The organism is Enterobacter huaxiensis (assembly GCF_003594935.2).
Lineage (GTDB): Bacteria > Pseudomonadota > Gammaproteobacteria > Enterobacterales > Enterobacteriaceae > Enterobacter > Enterobacter huaxiensis.
This window is the reverse complement of record NZ_CP043342.1, coordinates 2065802-2082022: the sequence shown is the minus strand read 5'-3', so window position 1 is coordinate 2082022 and position 16221 is coordinate 2065802. Positions and strand designations below refer to the sequence as shown.

15 protein-coding genes are annotated in these 16221 nt (G+C 53.0%); 6 read left to right on the top strand and 9 right to left on the bottom strand.

Annotation, left to right across the window (positions count from 1 at the left end; translation table 11 throughout):
• Positions 1-9: 9 nt before the first annotated feature.
• The gene (hemA, locus tag D5067_RS09920) at positions 10-1266 is read right to left on the bottom strand and encodes a glutamyl-tRNA reductase (protein WP_119937666.1); all 1257 of its coding nucleotides are present in this window, start codon (positions 1264-1266) and stop codon (positions 10-12) included.
• 223 nt (positions 1267-1489) lie between these two features.
• Between hemA and lolB the strand changes: the two genes are divergently transcribed.
• The 4 genes from lolB to dauA all read left to right on the top strand — a co-directional run bounded on the left by lolB (position 1490) and on the right by dauA (position 5844).
• Positions 1490-2101: a lipoprotein insertase outer membrane protein LolB gene (gene lolB, locus D5067_RS09915; protein ID WP_119937665.1), complete on the top strand. Its 612-nt coding sequence runs from the start codon at positions 1490-1492 to the stop codon at positions 2099-2101.
• A complete protein-coding gene (ispE, locus tag D5067_RS09910) occupies positions 2098-2967 on the top strand; it encodes a 4-(cytidine 5'-diphospho)-2-C-methyl-D-erythritol kinase (RefSeq protein WP_119937664.1) in 870 nt (289 codons plus the stop codon). Before lolB ends, ispE begins: the two co-directional genes overlap by 4 nt.
• Positions 2968-3092: 125 nt before the next feature.
• On the top strand, positions 3093-4040 hold the full coding sequence (gene prs, locus D5067_RS09905) for a ribose-phosphate diphosphokinase (RefSeq protein WP_003856663.1): 948 nt from the start codon (positions 3093-3095) through the stop codon (positions 4038-4040).
• Between the two features lie 124 nt (positions 4041-4164).
• Positions 4165-5844 carry a C4-dicarboxylic acid transporter DauA gene (dauA, locus tag D5067_RS09900; protein WP_119937663.1) on the top strand — a complete coding sequence of 560 codons (1680 nt, stop codon included), beginning with the start codon at positions 4165-4167 and terminating at the stop codon, positions 5842-5844.
• On the opposite strand, the gene D5067_RS09895 is transcribed toward dauA, so the two are convergent.
• Together D5067_RS09895 and ychH are read right to left on the bottom strand one after the other, a co-directional pair.
• On the bottom strand, positions 5830-6888 hold the full coding sequence (locus D5067_RS09895; RefSeq protein ID WP_119937662.1) for a MerR family transcriptional regulator: 1059 nt from the start codon (positions 6886-6888) through the stop codon (positions 5830-5832). The genes dauA and D5067_RS09895 overlap by 15 nt on opposite strands.
• 122 nt (positions 6889-7010) lie before the next feature.
• Positions 7011-7286 carry a stress-induced protein YchH gene (gene ychH, locus D5067_RS09890; RefSeq protein ID WP_006175911.1) on the bottom strand — a complete coding sequence of 92 codons (276 nt, stop codon included), beginning with the start codon at positions 7284-7286 and terminating at the stop codon, positions 7011-7013.
• 273 nt (positions 7287-7559) lie between these two features.
• Here ychH and pth point away from each other — a divergent pair, with 273 nt between their 5' ends.
• Both pth and ychF read left to right on the top strand, forming a co-directional pair.
• Complete coding sequence (gene pth, locus D5067_RS09885; protein WP_119937661.1) at positions 7560-8144, top strand: aminoacyl-tRNA hydrolase; 585 nt, start codon at positions 7560-7562, stop codon at positions 8142-8144.
• A gap of 126 nt (positions 8145-8270) precedes the next feature.
• Positions 8271-9365 (top strand): redox-regulated ATPase YchF, encoded by a 1095-nt coding sequence (gene ychF, locus D5067_RS09880; RefSeq protein ID WP_119937660.1) that lies wholly within the window; start codon positions 8271-8273, stop codon positions 9363-9365.
• Positions 9366-9962: 597 nt separating this feature from the next.
• Here the strand turns inward: ychF and D5067_RS09875 are convergent.
• From D5067_RS09875 to D5067_RS09850, 6 genes are all read right to left on the bottom strand, one after another.
• Positions 9963-10400 carry a hypothetical protein gene (locus D5067_RS09875; RefSeq protein ID WP_119937659.1) on the bottom strand — a complete coding sequence of 146 codons (438 nt, stop codon included), beginning with the start codon at positions 10398-10400 and terminating at the stop codon, positions 9963-9965.
• A gap of 111 nt (positions 10401-10511) precedes the next feature.
• Complete coding sequence (locus D5067_RS09870; RefSeq protein ID WP_119937658.1) at positions 10512-10859, bottom strand: immunity protein Tsi6 family protein; 348 nt, start codon at positions 10857-10859, stop codon at positions 10512-10514.
• A gap of 129 nt (positions 10860-10988) precedes the next feature.
• On the bottom strand, positions 10989-12089 hold the full coding sequence (gene tri1 / locus D5067_RS09865) for an ADP-ribosylarginine hydrolase Tri1 (RefSeq protein ID WP_119937657.1): 1101 nt from the start codon (positions 12087-12089) through the stop codon (positions 10989-10991).
• Positions 12089-13429, bottom strand: a complete 1341-nt coding sequence (locus tag D5067_RS09860) for a PAAR domain-containing protein (protein ID WP_119937656.1) — start codon at positions 13427-13429, stop codon at positions 12089-12091. Before D5067_RS09860 ends, tri1 begins: the two co-directional genes overlap by 1 nt.
• A gap of 2 nt (positions 13430-13431) precedes the next feature.
• Entirely contained in the window at positions 13432-14226 is a 795-nt protein-coding gene (locus tag D5067_RS09855) for a DcrB-related protein (protein ID WP_119937655.1), read from the bottom strand.
• An 11-nt stretch (positions 14227-14237) separates the two neighbouring features.
• On the bottom strand, positions 14238-16166 hold the full coding sequence (locus D5067_RS09850) for a type VI secretion system Vgr family protein (protein ID WP_125913533.1): 1929 nt from the start codon (positions 16164-16166) through the stop codon (positions 14238-14240).
• Positions 16167-16221: the final 55 nt, after the last annotated feature.

Here is a 16221-nt window from a genome sequence, read left to right as displayed (position 1 = left end):
TATAGGGCGCTATTCCAGCCCGAGGCTGTTGCGCAGAATAGTCAGGCGTTCATCATCCCCGTTGCGGGCTGCCTGCTGGAGAGATTTGGTTGGTGCATGGATCAGGCGGTTGGTCAGTTTCCAGGCCAGATCCTGCATAATGGCGTTTGCGTCGCCGCCCTGTTGAAGGGCCGCCAGCGCTTTGGCAGTCAGTTCATCACGCACCTGCTCTGCCTGCCCGCGGTACTCGCGGATCGTCTCGCTGGCGCTTTGCGCGCGCAGCCAGGCCATAAACTCGCTGGTTTCCTGCTCGACAATGGTTTCCGCCTGAACCGCCGCCGCTTTACGCTGGGCAAGGTTGTGCGAAATGATGCTCTGCAGGTCATCCACGCTGTAAAGATAGGCGTTAGCCAGCTTGCCCACTTCCGGTTCGACATCGCGCGGAACGGCAATATCGACCAGCAGCATCGGCTGATTCCGGCGGGATTTAAGGGCGCGCTCCACCATTCCTTTACCGATAATCGGCAGCGGGCTGGCGGTTGAGCTAATAATAATGTCCGCCTCTTTCAGGCGTTCATCGATATCGCTTAGCGCAATCACTTCCGCGCCCACTTCGTCCGCCAGCACCTGCGCGCGCTCCCGGGTACGGTTAGCGATAACCATCTTTTTCACCTTGTGTTCGCGCAGATGGCGCGCCACAAGTTCGATGGTTTCGCCTGCGCCCACCAGCAGCACCGTGACGGTGGACAGGGATTCAAAGATTTGGCGTGCGAGGGTACAGGCTGCGAAAGCAACGGAAACCGCACTGGCACCAATGTCGGTTTCGGTTCGCACACGCTTCGCCACGGAGAACGACTTCTGGAACATACGCTCCAGCTCGCTGGCCTTCAGATGCCCTTTTTGCGAATCGGCAAACGCCTTTTTCACCTGCCCCAAAATCTGCGGCTCGCCGAGCACCAGCGAATCCAGACCGCTGGCCACGCGCATCAGATGGCTGACCGCATCGTTATCCTGATGCCAGTACAGGCTTTTGCGCAGCTCTTCTTCGTTGAGGTTGTGGTAGTCGCATAACCAGCGGATTAACGCTTCATGCAGGTTGTCCTGCTCTTCTACGCTGAGATAAAGCTCGGTACGGTTGCACGTCGAGAGCACCACCCCACCCTGCACCATGGGCTGTGCAAGCAGGCTGTCCAGCGCCAGGTCGAGCGTATCCGGCGAAAACGTAACGCGTTCTCGCAGCGAAACCGGGGCCGTTTTGTGGTTGATGCCGAGTGCTAATAAGGTCATGTTGAGCGGGAGTAGTACCAGCGTTAATAAGGTTAGCAGGACGCATCATACAGGATGCGCGAGATCAATAAAAGAGACTGCCCCCTTTCGGAGTAATAGCTTATACCCGTCATACTTCAAGCTGATACAACGCTTTGAGATAATTTGAACGTAGACGGTAGCACTGTGGGACGCTAGCATTAACAGTTATAACTGCAACGTATCTCAAGGATTTGTCATCATTATGACCCGACTGATTCGCCTGCTGCCTCTGGCGGCCCTGGTTCTGACCGCCTGTTCTGTTAATCAACCCAAGGGCCCGGGCAAAAGCCCTGACTCGCCGCAGTGGCGTCAACACCAGCAGGACGTGCGTAACCTGAGTCAGTACCAGACCCGCGGTGCCTTCGCCTATCTGTCTGACGAGCAAAAAGTGTATGCGCGTTTCTTCTGGCAGCAAACGGGGCAGGATAACTATCGCCTGCTGCTGCTGAACCCACTGGGCAGCACTGAACTGGAGCTTATTGCCAAACCGGGTGAAGCGCAGATCACCGACAATAAAGGCCAGCACTACACCGCGACCGATGCCGAAGAGATGATTGGCAAACTGACCGGGATGCCAATCCCGCTGAACAGCCTGCGCCAGTGGATCCTCGGCCTCCCGGGTGAGGCGACCGACTACACCCTCGACGATCAATACCGTCTGAGCCAGGTGAATTACACCCAGAACGGCAAAACCTGGAAGGTGGTCTACAGCGCCTATGACAGCAAAACGCAGCCTTCTCTGCCCTCCAACATGGAGCTGACCCAGGGCAGCCAGCGCATCAAGCTGAAGATGGACAACTGGATCGTTAAATGATGACCCACTGGCCTTCACCGGCAAAACTCAACCTGTTTTTATATATCACCGGACGGCGTGCTGATGGTTATCACACGCTGCAGACGCTGTTTCAGTTTATTGACTACGGCGACACACTCTCCATAACGCTGCGTCAGGACGGCCACATTGGCCTTCTGACTCCCGTGGAAGGCGTGGCGCAGGAAGATAACCTGATCGTGCGCGCTGCCCGGCTGTTGATGAAAGCGGCAGCAGAGTCCGGCCGGCTGCCCGCAGGAAGCGGTGCGGATATCAGCATTGAGAAACGTCTGCCCATGGGAGGCGGGCTGGGCGGAGGCTCATCGAATGCCGCCACCGTGCTGGTTGCGCTAAACTCTCTTTGGGGCTGCGGGCTGTCTACAGACGAACTGGCCCGCCTGGGGTTAACGCTGGGGGCTGATGTGCCGGTATTTGTTCGCGGTCATGCGGCGTTTGCCGAAGGCGTGGGGGAAATTCTCTCCCCGGTCGAACCGCCGGAAAAATGGTATCTCGTGGCTCACCCTGGCGTGAACGTTCCGACCCCGGTTATCTTTAACGATCCGGACCTGAAAAGAGATACCCCGGTGCGGTCAATAGAAACGTTATTAAATTGTGAATTCAGCAACGATTGCGAGGATATCGCAAGAAAACGTTTTCGCGAGGTTGATGCGGTGCTTTCCTGGCTGTTAGAATACGCGCCGTCGCGCCTGACTGGTACAGGGGCCTGTGTCTTTGCTGAATTTGACACCGAATCCGCCGCTCGTCAGGTGCTTGAGCAAGCGCCGGTTTGGCTGCATGGTTTTGTAGCACGCGGGATGAACACCTCCCCCCTACAGCAGACCATTCTGGCGCAGACTGAGTTTCGGTGACAACGTCACCCTGTTCCAGACGTTGCATCGCGCTCTTTAATACACCGCCTGGATAGCATTCGCCTGGCCCGCACAGTTTTTGGCGAAGGTTATCCACCACTGGACGCATGCCTGAGGTTCTTCTCGTGCCTGATATGAAGCTTTTTGCTGGTAACGCCACCCCGGAACTAGCACAACGTATTGCCAACCGCCTGTACACTTCCCTCGGCGACGCCGCTGTAGGTCGCTTTAGCGACGGCGAAGTCAGCGTACAAATTAACGAAAATGTACGCGGTGGTGATATTTTCATCATCCAGTCCACCTGTGCTCCAACGAACGACAACCTGATGGAATTGGTTGTTATGGTCGACGCCCTGCGCCGTGCTTCCGCAGGTCGTATTACTGCTGTAATCCCTTACTTTGGCTATGCCCGCCAGGACCGCCGCGTCCGTTCCGCGCGTGTGCCAATTACTGCCAAAGTTGTCGCTGACTTCCTGTCCAGCGTTGGCGTTGACCGCGTACTAACCGTTGACCTGCACGCAGAGCAGATCCAGGGCTTCTTCGACGTTCCGGTTGATAACGTATTCGGCAGCCCAATCCTGCTGGAAGACATGCTGCAGCTGAACCTGGACAACCCGATTGTGGTTTCTCCGGACATCGGCGGCGTGGTACGTGCCCGTGCTATCGCGAAGCTGCTGAACGATACCGACATGGCGATCATCGACAAACGTCGTCCGCGCGCTAACGTTTCTCAGGTGATGCACATCATCGGTGACGTTGCGGGCCGTGACTGCGTGCTGGTTGACGACATGATCGACACCGGCGGTACGCTGTGCAAAGCGGCTGAAGCGCTGAAAGAACGTGGTGCCAAGCGCGTGTTCGCTTACGCAACTCACCCAATCTTCTCCGGTAATGCCGTAAACAATCTCCGCAACTCCGTTATTGACGAAGTTGTGGTGTGCGATACCATCCCACTGAGCGACGAGATTAAAGCACTGCCAAACGTGCGTACGTTGACCCTGTCCGGGATGCTGGCCGAAGCGATTCGTCGTATCAGCAACGAAGAATCCATCTCAGCAATGTTCGAACACTGATCGAACACGGCCGATAAACCCGCTGCGGCGGGTTTTTTTATTTCTGATATTTATTTGTATGACTAATGCAATAATCACCTGCCATTCACATGACAGATGATGCGCACACGGATGATAGATAATTGTGAAAAACGTAACCTCCTCACATGTTCTGCCCTTTCGCGCCCTCATCGACGCCTGCTGGAAAGAGAAGTACACCTCGTCACGCTTTGTTCGTGACCTGATTGCCGGGATCACCGTCGGTATTATCGCTATCCCGCTGGCGATGGCGCTGGCGATTGGCAGCGGCGTTGCGCCGCAGTATGGCCTTTACACCTCGGCCGTTGCCGGTATTGTCATCGCCCTGACGGGGGGATCGCGCTTTAGCGTCTCCGGCCCGACCGCCGCCTTTGTGGTGATCCTCTACCCCGTTTCCCAGCAGTTTGGTCTGGCAGGGCTGCTGGTTGCCACCCTGATGTCCGGCGTCTTTTTGATTTTGTTCGGTCTGGCGCGCTTTGGCCGGCTGATCGAGTACATCCCCCTTTCCGTGACGCTGGGGTTCACATCCGGGATCGGTATTACCATCGGTACCATGCAGATCAAGGATTTCCTGGGCCTGCAGATGGCCCACGTCCCTGAACACTATCTGCAAAAAGTAGGGGCGCTGGCGATGGCGCTGCCAACCGCCAACCTGGGCGATGCGGCCATCGGAATTGTGACGCTTGGCACGCTGATCGTCTGGCCGCGGCTGGGCATTCGCCTGCCGGGCCACCTGCCTGCGCTGCTGCTGGGCTGCGCGGTAATGGCTATCGTCAACATGTTCGGTGGCCATGTCGCCACCATCGGCTCGCAGTTCCACTATGTTCTGGCGGACGGTTCTCAGGGCAGCGGTATTCCGCAACTGCTGCCGCAGCTGGTTCTGCCGTGGGATATGCCGGGTTCCAGCTTTACGCTTAGCTGGGATTCGCTGCGCGCCCTGCTTCCCGCCGCCTTCTCCATGGCCATGCTGGGGGCGATTGAATCCCTGCTTTGTGCCGTCGTGCTCGACGGCATGACCGGCACCAAGCACAAAGCGAACAGCGAGCTGGTCGGTCAGGGTCTTGGCAACATCATCGCCCCGTTCTTCGGCGGTATTACGGCAACGGCAGCCATCGCCCGTTCGGCGGCTAACGTGCGCGCCGGGGCAACGTCACCCGTCTCCGCGGTGATCCACTCCGTGCTGGTGATCCTTGCCCTGCTCATTCTTGCTCCGTGGCTCTCCTGGCTCCCGCTCTCGGCAATGGCGGCGCTGCTGCTGATGGTGGCCTGGAACATGAGTGAAGCGCACAAGGTGGTGAACCTGCTGCGCCGCGCGCCGAAGGACGACATCATCGTGATGCTGATCTGTATGTCGCTGACCGTACTGTTCGACATGGTTATCGCCATCAGCGTGGGTATTGTGCTGGCGTCGCTGCTGTTTATGCGCCGCATCGCGCAAATGACGCGCCTTTCCCCGGTTAACGTCGAGGTGCCTGACGATGTGCTGGTACTGCGCGTGATAGGTCCGCTGTTCTTTGCCGCTGCGGAGGGGCTGTTCAGCGACCTTGAGTCCCGCATCGCGGGCAAACGGATTGTGGTGCTGAAATGGGATGCCGTACCGGTACTTGATGCAGGCGGGCTGGATGCCTTCCAGCGCTTTGTTCAGCGTTTGCCGGAAGGCTGCGAGCTGCGGGTCAGTAACCTTGAATTCCAGCCTCTGCGCACCATGGCGCGTGCGGGCGTGCAGCCAATCCCTGGCCGCCTTGCCTTTTATCCTGACCGCGAAGCGGCGTTAGCGGATCTGTGAGCCGCCTGATGCAGAGAAACGTCTCTGCATCATCACTGCGATGGCCTGCTGGAGCCAGCCAAGCACGGCAGGCGTCATCCATGTTCCCTTCATCAGATGCGGTTCCTGCTGCATCGCCAGGCGAAACTTTTGCTGCGTTGCCGGGTCAGTGCCCGCATAGGACTGGAACAGCTCCAGCCAGTTTTCAGCCAGCGTCTGCGCGGCTTCGGACGAAGGCTCAAGCCGATCACGCTGCGCCTGATGCAGTTTCGCCACCAGCGGCGGCCACTCCATCATCCGGTCAAAATAGTGCGCCCGGGTAAAGGCCATCTCCTCAGACGAAAGATAGTCCTGCCAGATGATAAGCTTTGACTCCGCGAACGCCCGCGTAATGTAATCCGTTATCTCCGCGGTGATCCCCGTTTGTTCGCGCATCTGAGGCTCAACGCTGTGCATCTCATTCAGTCGGGCAAGAAATTCCGGCTTTCCTGCGGTATCTTGCTCAAGACGCACCATCCAGCGCGTGGCAAGTTCCATCGCGCGCGGATCGGTGACATCGATGTGTTGTTCCAGCAGCGTTTTTGCTTCTGTGACCAACGCTTGCCAGATGGCCTCCAGCGCCTCTTTCTGCACGGCAAACGGCAGCTGCTGTAACTCTTCTTTGCTAAACCAGCGATCGTACATGTTCATTAACTCCAGAGTCTGTAGCCAGGATTCCAGGTCAGGTGCCTCGTCAACGGCAAGCCCGGTACGCAACTCCACCAGTCGTTCACGCAGCGTATGAATGCTGCGTAGCTGCTTGTCCAGCAGGCTGATTTGCGCATCGAGAAGCTCCATTAGCGAAAGCGATTCCTGTTCGAGGAAACCTCGGATTTCAGCAAGTTCCAGCCCCGCTTTTGCCAGCGCCTGGATCATATGCAGACGCTGTACATCCGCCAGGTTATAAAGCCGGTAACCCGCCGCACTTCTGGCAGAAGGCAGCAGTAAGCCTGTTTGTTCGTAATGATGCAGCGTGCGCACGGTGATCCCGGCGCGTTTTGCCAGCTCCCCCACCTGAATCAACATAACTGCTCCTTTTCTTTGCCATCAGCGCTACTCTGGAGCCTTACGTTACGTGAGGGTCAACCCATCATGCAAAAAAAAACGACTCCGCAAAGAGTCGTTTCGGTGTTCGTTATATTCACACGCTAGCTGTGCTTGTGCTGGTCGCGGCGGCAGCGTTTATCGTAATGGCGCACCCACCAGTATCTGTCGCTGACCTGCTCATGGCCGCTCACACGCGCTCCGGCGAGCCACAGCACCGCACCGAGGAAGATGCTCAGCACCGCCCCATGCGCGAAGTATTGCGGGAGGTCAAGCTGCGGTAGCTGGTTTAAAATAGAATAACCCACACCGGCCACCATCACGAACAGTCCCAACCCCATCAGGACGTTACCGAGTAACGAAGCGTTTTTGCGTTTCATGTGTCACCTCCGGAACTTTGGGTTGTAGGGAATAAGTCCCTATTCCTTGTGTGTAAAGTATAGACAACACCGCTTATATGAGTTGCGTGAATGATCACATTTACGGATAACGCCCAGACAAAAGTTTACAAATAAGACGTTGAACAGCTTGAAATTCTAATGGTTCAAATGAGTAATTATTCGCTTTTTGACCTTGATGGCGCAGAATTTTGTCAAGCGGCGCGTCAGACAGTAAACTACGCGCCAGATCCGGAACCCATTAGGAAGTGAATCGTGACGATTAAACTGATTGTCGGCCTCGCCAACCCTGGCGCAGAGTATGCAGCCACCCGCCATAACGCCGGTGCCTGGTACGTTGATCTGCTGGCTGAACGGTTACGTGCCCCCCTGCGTGAAGAACCGAAATTCTACGGGTATACCTCACGTATCAACCTTGCCGGCGCGGACGTGCGTCTGCTTGTGCCAACGACCTTTATGAACCTCAGCGGCAAAGCTGTTGCCGCCATGGCGACGTTTTATCGCATTAATCCAGATGAAATTCTGGTTGCTCATGATGAGCTAGACCTGCCCCCGGGCGTCGCAAAATTCAAACTGGGCGGCGGCCATGGCGGCCACAACGGTCTGAAAGACATCATCAGCAAGCTGGGGAATAACCCGAATTTTCACCGTTTGCGCGTGGGAATCGGCCATCCGGGCGATAAAAACAAAGTTGTCGGTTTCGTGCTCGGTAAGCCGCCGGTTTCTGAGCAGAAATTAATAGATGAGGCTGTCGACGAAGCGGCGCGCTGTACCGAAATTTGGATCAAAGACGGCCTGACAAAAGCAACTAACCGCCTCCACGCCTTTAAGGCGCAATAATCGGCGTCATACGGCTTTTTTACCGCGCGGGATGCGGGTTACGTGTATAATAGGCGTAGTTATTTACTTTTCTTCAATCGGTTACCCCTAACTGGTTGATTATCAAGATATTAAGGTGATTTAGAGATGGGATTCAAATGCGGTATCGTCGGTTTGCCTAACGTTGGCAAATCCACCCTGTTCAACGCGCTCACCAAAGCCGGTATTGAAGCGGCAAACTTCCCGTTCTGTACCATTGAGCCGAACACCGGTGTTGTACCTATGCCCGATCCGCGTCTGGACCAGCTCGCGGAAATCGTGAAGCCGCAGCGCATTCTGCCAACCACCATGGAATTCGTGGACATTGCGGGTCTGGTAAAAGGCGCGTCTAAAGGTGAAGGTCTGGGTAACCAGTTCCTGACCAACATCCGTGAAACCGAAGCTATCGGTCACGTTGTGCGCTGCTTTGAAAACGACAACATTATCCACGTGAACAACAAAGTGGACCCGGCTGACGACATCGATGTTATCAACACCGAGCTGGCGCTGTCTGACCTGGACACCTGCGAGCGTGCGTTACACCGCGTGCAGAAGCGTGCCAAGGGTGGCGACAAAGACGCCAAAGCCGAGCAGGCGGCACTGGAAAAATGTCTGCCACAGCTTGAAAACGCGGGCATGCTGCGTGCGCTGAAAAACCTGACCGACGAAGACAAAGCGGCGATCAAATACCTGAGCTTCCTGACCCTGAAGCCAACCATGTACATCGCCAACGTTAACGAAGACGGTTTCGAAAACAACCCATACCTGGACAAAGTGCGTGAAATCGCCGCGGCGGAAGGTTCTGTGGTGGTGGCCGTGTGTGCGGCTGTCGAATCCGACATTGCCGAGCTGGACGATGCCGACCGCGAAGAATTTATGGCCGAGCTGGGTATCGAAGAGCCGGGCCTGAACCGCGTGATCCGCGCGGGCTACGAGCTGCTGAACCTGCAAACCTACTTCACCGCTGGCGTGAAGGAAGTGCGTGCATGGACCATCCCTGTTGGTGCAACCGCGCCACAGGCGGCCGGTAAGATCCATACCGACTTCGAGAAAGGCTTTATTCGTGCGCAAACTATCGCGTTCGAAGACTTCATCACCTACAAGGGTGAGCAGGGCGCGAAAGAAGCCGGCAAAATGCGTGCAGAAGGTAAAGATTACATCGTTAAAGATGGCGACGTGATGAACTTCTTGTTCAACGTCTGATTCGTCTTGAGTCAAAAAAATCCACGCCCTGGCGTGGATTTTTTTCTACAGAATAAGCTACCGCGTCAAAATGAATTAAAGCCGTTTATAACATCAAGGTTGAAAGGATAATTTCAAGACAGCGTTTGTTCGCCTCGAAGTGATAATAGCGATGGTTACGGCGTTTACCCACCAGTTACGCATAGCAGCAGAGTTTTACTGTACTGAAAATATAACTCTGGTCTGCAGCACGCATTTTTTCTTCAGCACTAACGATCTCTCCTCGGCAGGTCCAAAGCTTGTCACCCAAAGAGGCATTAAACACGTTAGGAATAGTGCTCAGCATTTAGGTGGGTCGCGCTTCATCGGCCACAGGTCCGGCTCCACCATCAGCTAATATACCACCCGTCAACTCAACGGAGCTGAACGGTAATTCGGTTGAGCATATCTTTATTCCACTATGGACGAATCTCAGTGCCAGAAGTTAACTCAGCTCAATATGCAAAGATGAAACGCCGTTGATGTGATAATGAGTAGCTGTAAGATTGCTTCGCTTGCCAATAAATAAAACTACTTTTCCTGTAGTTTCACTGAGATATTTTTAAGTTAATATCGTGCTTATTTAAGCCATAAACCTGAAAACATAAGGACGCAAGCCAGGGAAACTACGCTTTTAGCAACGATAAGCAAGCCAGGCCCAACGACGCGTGTTATAGACGATATTTTTTCATAATTTTCTGCATTGTATTTTTTATGCGCCCCTATGACCCCGTGAAAAATCGTGCAGAGCAGCACAACGGTAACCTTTAATCCCCATACACACAGGAAAGACATGGAAAAGATAATCGAATATTGTTTCGCCGTTGCGACGGAGAATAATGACATTGACAGAGCGATCCATTTCAACGTAAAGCCAATAATAACCGTAGTCACTAGCACCAGAACGAACATCAGCCCAGCCAGAAACCATTGTTTTTTTTTGCCGAAAAAATCTTTTCCATTCCAGATGTATGCTAAAGTGATAAGAATGAAAAACATACAACCAATCCATTTCATCTTTTCATTCTCCACTCATTTTTTATTCGTCGCCATGCAAACAGTAAAAATAAAACCAATCGGGGCTAGAATGTTCACAGTCTATCAGACATTAAAACAAAAAAACCTCAATCACTTGCGATATCTTTTTTGTCTTTTCAAATATTCCACATCTTGTTCATGAGGAAGAATGATCTTTAATCCTTGCCCCATCTGCGAAGCTATATAATTAGCATTAGATAAATGCTGGGCAAGCTCGGCATCTGTTGTATCAAATTCTTTGGACGCGAGCACTCCAAGATTCAATGCATGTAATTTACTTTTATCTTTTTCAGCACCTATTAAAATTGATTTGATATAATCCAACTGGCACTTCGCCATAACATACAGTGAAAAATCAGGCTTTGCTTCCAATCGTTGATTGATTATATCAAGGGCATCATTGATATAATTCAACTCGGTATAATTTTCTTTATTCATGAGCAATCTTACACATATCTTTTATATTGAAAATATACTGTAATCCTCCACCTAATGACTAGAAGAGATATTTTTTTACTGACCAAATATCAGGCACGGAAAAATAGCCGTGCCATAGGGATTATACAATTATAAAAAATTGTCCTCAGGTGCTCTATCGAATAACTCACCTGCCATTGTGGCGATACGTTCGTGTTGCACGAGTTTATTTTTCCAATCCTGCGGAATACCGGAATAACCATATAATGCTCCAGCTAATTGCCCCGCCGTCGCCGCAACGCTGTCAGCGTCATCGGCAAGATTGGCGGCCAGTAGAATTGCATCTCGGAAATTATCCGTATTCCATACCGACCACATCGCTGCCTCAAGCGTATCGATAACATAACCACTTGAACGAATCTGATCGCGAGTTTTTTGCTTATATTCACCCGCGTTGATAATCATTACGCGTGGCTGAAGCGGCATAACGTGCGGAGAAAAAACAAAATCTTTATTGCTACCGTTAATCATATGCACAAGCAAATAACTTAAATACTGTGTGCTATTTATTGCTTCCGCGGCACCGTGTGTTGCGATACTCTGTTTTTTAGCTTCATAAAACGCTTTGCTTAATGACTTTCTAAAAAAAATAGAGACAGGGGCTTGTCTGATAATAGAAGCATTACCTGCAGTTTCTGGCGCAGTATTTCCGCTCCATCCTGGGCCAATTGTTAAATATTGTTCTAAAGCAAATCGCGTTGTATTACCTATATCAAAACAGACGCCATTTGAACTGTTATAACCATGCTGATACCATGCCAAAAGCTTATTCCGGAAGCATATAGTATCCGCATCACCTTTCTCAAGAAGCGTTTCCGCAAGACATAATGCCATGGATGTATCATCCGTCCATTCGCCTGCGCGAAGTCGAAATGGCCCACCACCTGTCATATCTTTGACGTGTGCTTTGTCACGAGGTAAAAATTCGAGTGTCGTCCCTACAGCATCTCCAACAGCAAGACCAATAAGCGCACCAACAGCACGATCTCGCGATTCCGCTAGTGAGATGTTACATGACGGTGTTAAGTCCCATTGTTTTTGTGCATCACTATTCGACGATGATTCTAAGGGTTTATTATCATAAGTATACTGCATCCTCCGCTGAACCAAAGGACTGCTAACGGGTAAGTAGTGTCGATATTTGTCCACATACTTTAGTAACGTATTTAAATCAGTGTGCAGATCGATCATTATAATTCCTTATATGTAAGCGCGGTTTTACCACCAGAATCAACACGCTCAACAACTTCAAATTTGGTACCTGGTTTGAAAAGCACTTCCGTTTCAGTTCCTTTATATTCAGAAAGAAAATCAATAGGCTTACCTGTTTTACCATTAATTTTAATCGTGATATCTCCTGAAAAAGGAACTTTCTGATCGGTGCTCATAAATGCTGGATCAGAAACAACATTACCCACCTGGTTTTCCATTAGTACGTTTTCAGGTAACATCGCGCCTCGATATGTTATCCCCTTATAGGAAGGAAGCTTATCAAGCGCGTTAGTGGCGTGATCCGCAAAGGCTTGTATTTCTGGTGTAAGTTCAGCCTGACCTCTTAGCGCATTGTTAACCATCGGATAACCTTCATTCGTAGTATAACCATAAAGAGCCCCTACTTCATCATCAGTTAGCAGGGAGGAGAGTCGTTTATCCCCTTGTTCAGCAAGTTGTCTTCCCTTCGTTATCCATGTATTCGACAGGTCTTTACCTACAGCCTCGGATAAACTTATCTTCGGTTTATTTAAAGCTGTAGCGCCTAATGGGCTTGCTTCGACAGGTCTGACTGCCGGTATTTTACCAGCCCGCCACGCATCAAGCCTTGCCCCACCCTTGATGCCAGCTCCACCGCCGATAACGGAGCCGATCAGCATCCCCCATTTCTGACCGTCGCTGCCTTCGCCAAACAGCATTCCACCCGCGTAGCTACCCACAGTTCCACCGCCCATCGCACCGAGTGTACTCAGAAGTGCGATTGCCGGACTGGCCAGCACCGCCATGGCTCCGGCACCAACGGCGAGCATCGTCCAGTTCACCCATTCCGGTATTTCAGGACTTATTTCATCTGTCTGAACCCTGCTTCCACCGATAATAACATTTCGCGATCCCTGGCTAATCTCGGCGCTGCAAGTCAACTTATCGCCTGTGCGAGAGGCGGGAAAGTTGTTGATGTAAACTTTTATCGAACCTTCCGCAACCCGTTGCAGGCTACCGCTGTGCTCATCACACTCTCCGGCTGACAGATGAGCGCGGATAGCCTTTCGGCTGTTGATAAAGACATTGGGAGAACCTTCTTTTAGCGTACCGGTTGTATGGCGTGGAGCCCATGACATACTACCGAGGAGCTCACCCAACCCACCCGCAGCACATGCCCCAGCCGCAACGGCAGAAACAGCAACCAGCGCGGTCCCTCCGGTGACGACAACGGCAGCTGCGCCCAGAATTGCCCCACCAACCAATCCCGCGATCATCCAGCCTTTTGAGGCTGTATGAGCAATCTCATCATCTACGCGAGCGGCCAGACATTCAGACATGACTATTCGGCTCGCTGTGCCATCAGATACCCACGTATCCGATCGGGTGTATTAAGTTGGTCAGAACCAGAGACCTGGCGGCATACGGAAAGCTGTGAAAGCAAGTGATGTGATTTGTCTGAGGAAGTCGTCCAGAGCGCGTAACGAAGGGGTTGGCTGTCCGGAACGGGTGCAATACTGAGTGGTTTACCCCGCTTTTCAAAAAGCAAATACTGCCCCTCTTTCGCCCGCTGAAGCGAAAGGTGGCCATACAGTTCCTGAATGTTTTCAAAGACACTCAGTACCTTACTCTCACTATCAAGCGCAAAAAATGGCCCCTGGCTGTCGGCAGCGAGCATTTCTTGGGTTTCAGTCTCAGCAGGTTTGTGGAACTTAATACTGCGGATAATTTCCTGATATTGATTATGATAATAATCACTAAACTCGCCCGGACAAGTACCGATATAACACACCATCTTTTGGCCGCCAGGATGGTCACCGAGCAAAATAACGGTCTGCCTCTGGAAGATGATCGCATTATCATTTTTGAACTGATAAAAAAGCTCAACCGCCGGGTGACCATCAACAGAGGTCATCTGAGAGGATTCGAGACGAAAATCGGGCACCGTAATTTCCAGTTCACGTACCAGCCGTGTTGCCGCATCATGAACTTTATCTTCGTTTTTAGCACTCGCACGAGAAACAACAAAAGTAAACTCGCTGGCTCCGTTATCACTCAGGGTAAATAAATTCATGGTTCTGTCTTTAAACACATCAGGTAAGGCGAGGGATGCTTCCTGAAGAATATATTCAGCCATTCAGGTTACTCTTACTTATTGCCATTAATAACAAAAAAACTATCCACTTCCTGCTGGATTTCACCCTGATGGGATGCGCCAGGAGGATCGATGGCATTGCTTCCATCATCAGGGTTTAAATGCAGTTCGCCGGAAAGCGTGTTTATTTGCGCATTCTGCTTAGCGGTAAAGTTAAAGTTATTGCCAATGATATTAACGCTGCCATCTTTCGATAATTCAATGGCGCTTTCACCGCATTCCAGCCTCAGCGTATTACCCGCCGAAAGAATATAGTCGTTAACCACTTTATCACTGCGACTGTTACCCGTCAGGCAAATGACGTTCTCTTTAACCCCCGCGGTCTGATTTTTTGCTACCCGTAAGGTTTCATCTTCCCCAACAAACTGAGTACGATTTTTTTCAGTAGAATGCGACTCGTCGTTTTTGACGTTGATATCCAAGTTGCGCTCGGCCTGGATCCACACCTGCTCTGCGCCCGCTTTGTCCTCAAATCGCAGGGCATTCGCATTGTCCACGGAGCCGTCTTTCGAGCGGCTCATAAAGCCCATCTGCGTTGCCGCGGCCGGCAGCGCCCACGGCGGCATGCTGGCTTCGTTGTACACGCGGCCGGTAATAATCGGACGGTCCGGGTCGCCGTTAATAAAGTCCACCACAACCTCATCCCCGACGCGCGGGATCTGCACCCCGCCGTAGCCCTGGCCCGCCCAGGCGCTCGACACGCGCACCCAGCAGGAGCTGGTGTCATCACCTTTCGCCAGGCGGTCCCAGTGGAATTTCACCTTCACGCGGCCATATTTATCCGTCCAGATACTCTCCCCCTGCGGCCCCACGACTTTCGCCGTCTGCGGGCCGTAGGTGCGCGGCCACGCCGTGCTTTGCGCCGGGCGGTACGACACCGACGCCGGGATAACGCTGAAATCGGTACGGTGAATGGTTTCCCCCTCGCCGCTGGCGTAGCGGTTCTCTTCGAAGTGGTAGCCCGCCGCCGTCACCAGATATTCACCGTTGTCGCTGAAGAACGGCGCATTGGTCAGCGTAAAGGTGTGCCCGGGCGCGATCCCCGCCGCCGTGGCGGTGGCCTGAATCTGCTGATGCTCAACCTGCCAGCGCTCCTGCCGGATGCGGGCGTAGAACTCCGCGTGCCCCTGCTCCACAAAGCGCCCCGGCCAGTCGTACACGTCGATGCTGCCCGGCTTCGGCGACGCCGGGTTCTGCTGGGCCTGGAACAGCCACGCGTTCGGCTTGCGGAAGTCATAGTCGTCGAGGCTGTAAATCCCCGGCGTCACGCTGTCCTCCAGCGCCCACTGCCCGATCCCCTCTTCGTCCGTACTGCCGCCGGACGGCGTCTGATGGTAAGGGATGACTTCGTAGCCGCTGAACGGCTGGTGCTGGGTGGCGGCGTCGGTCAACACCAGGGTGTGTTTATCGTCCTCGTGGCTGAAGTAATAGGCAATCCCCTCCAGCTCCATCAGGCGGCTGATGAAGTCCAGGCTCGACTCCTGATACTGCACGCAGTAGTCCCACACCCGGTAGCTGCCGGTGAGTTTATCCTCCACGTTGACCTGATGCTCGCCCAGCAGGGTTTTCACTATCTGCGGCACCGTCTGCCCCTGGAAGATACGCAGGTTGCGGTCGCGCTTCATCGGCCACAGGTCCGGCTCCACCGTCAACTGGTACACCGCGTAGCGGGTGCCCGTCAGCTCAACGGCGCTCACCGCCACGCGCGTGACTTTGCCGTTGATATAGCGGGAGGAGAGCAGGTTCTGCGTCGGGATGGTCACCGTGACCGGTTGCCCGAGCAATTTGCTGCGGTCAATGCGCGCATCCGTGCCGAGCAGGGTCAGCGTCAGCGCAAACGACTCGGACATCGCCTCGCGGCCCGTCAGTTTCCAGAACAGAAGCCCCTCCACCGGGAGCTGAACGGTAATTCGGTTGAGCATAATCTTTATTCCACTATGGACGAATCTCAGTACCAGAAGTTAACTCATCTCAATA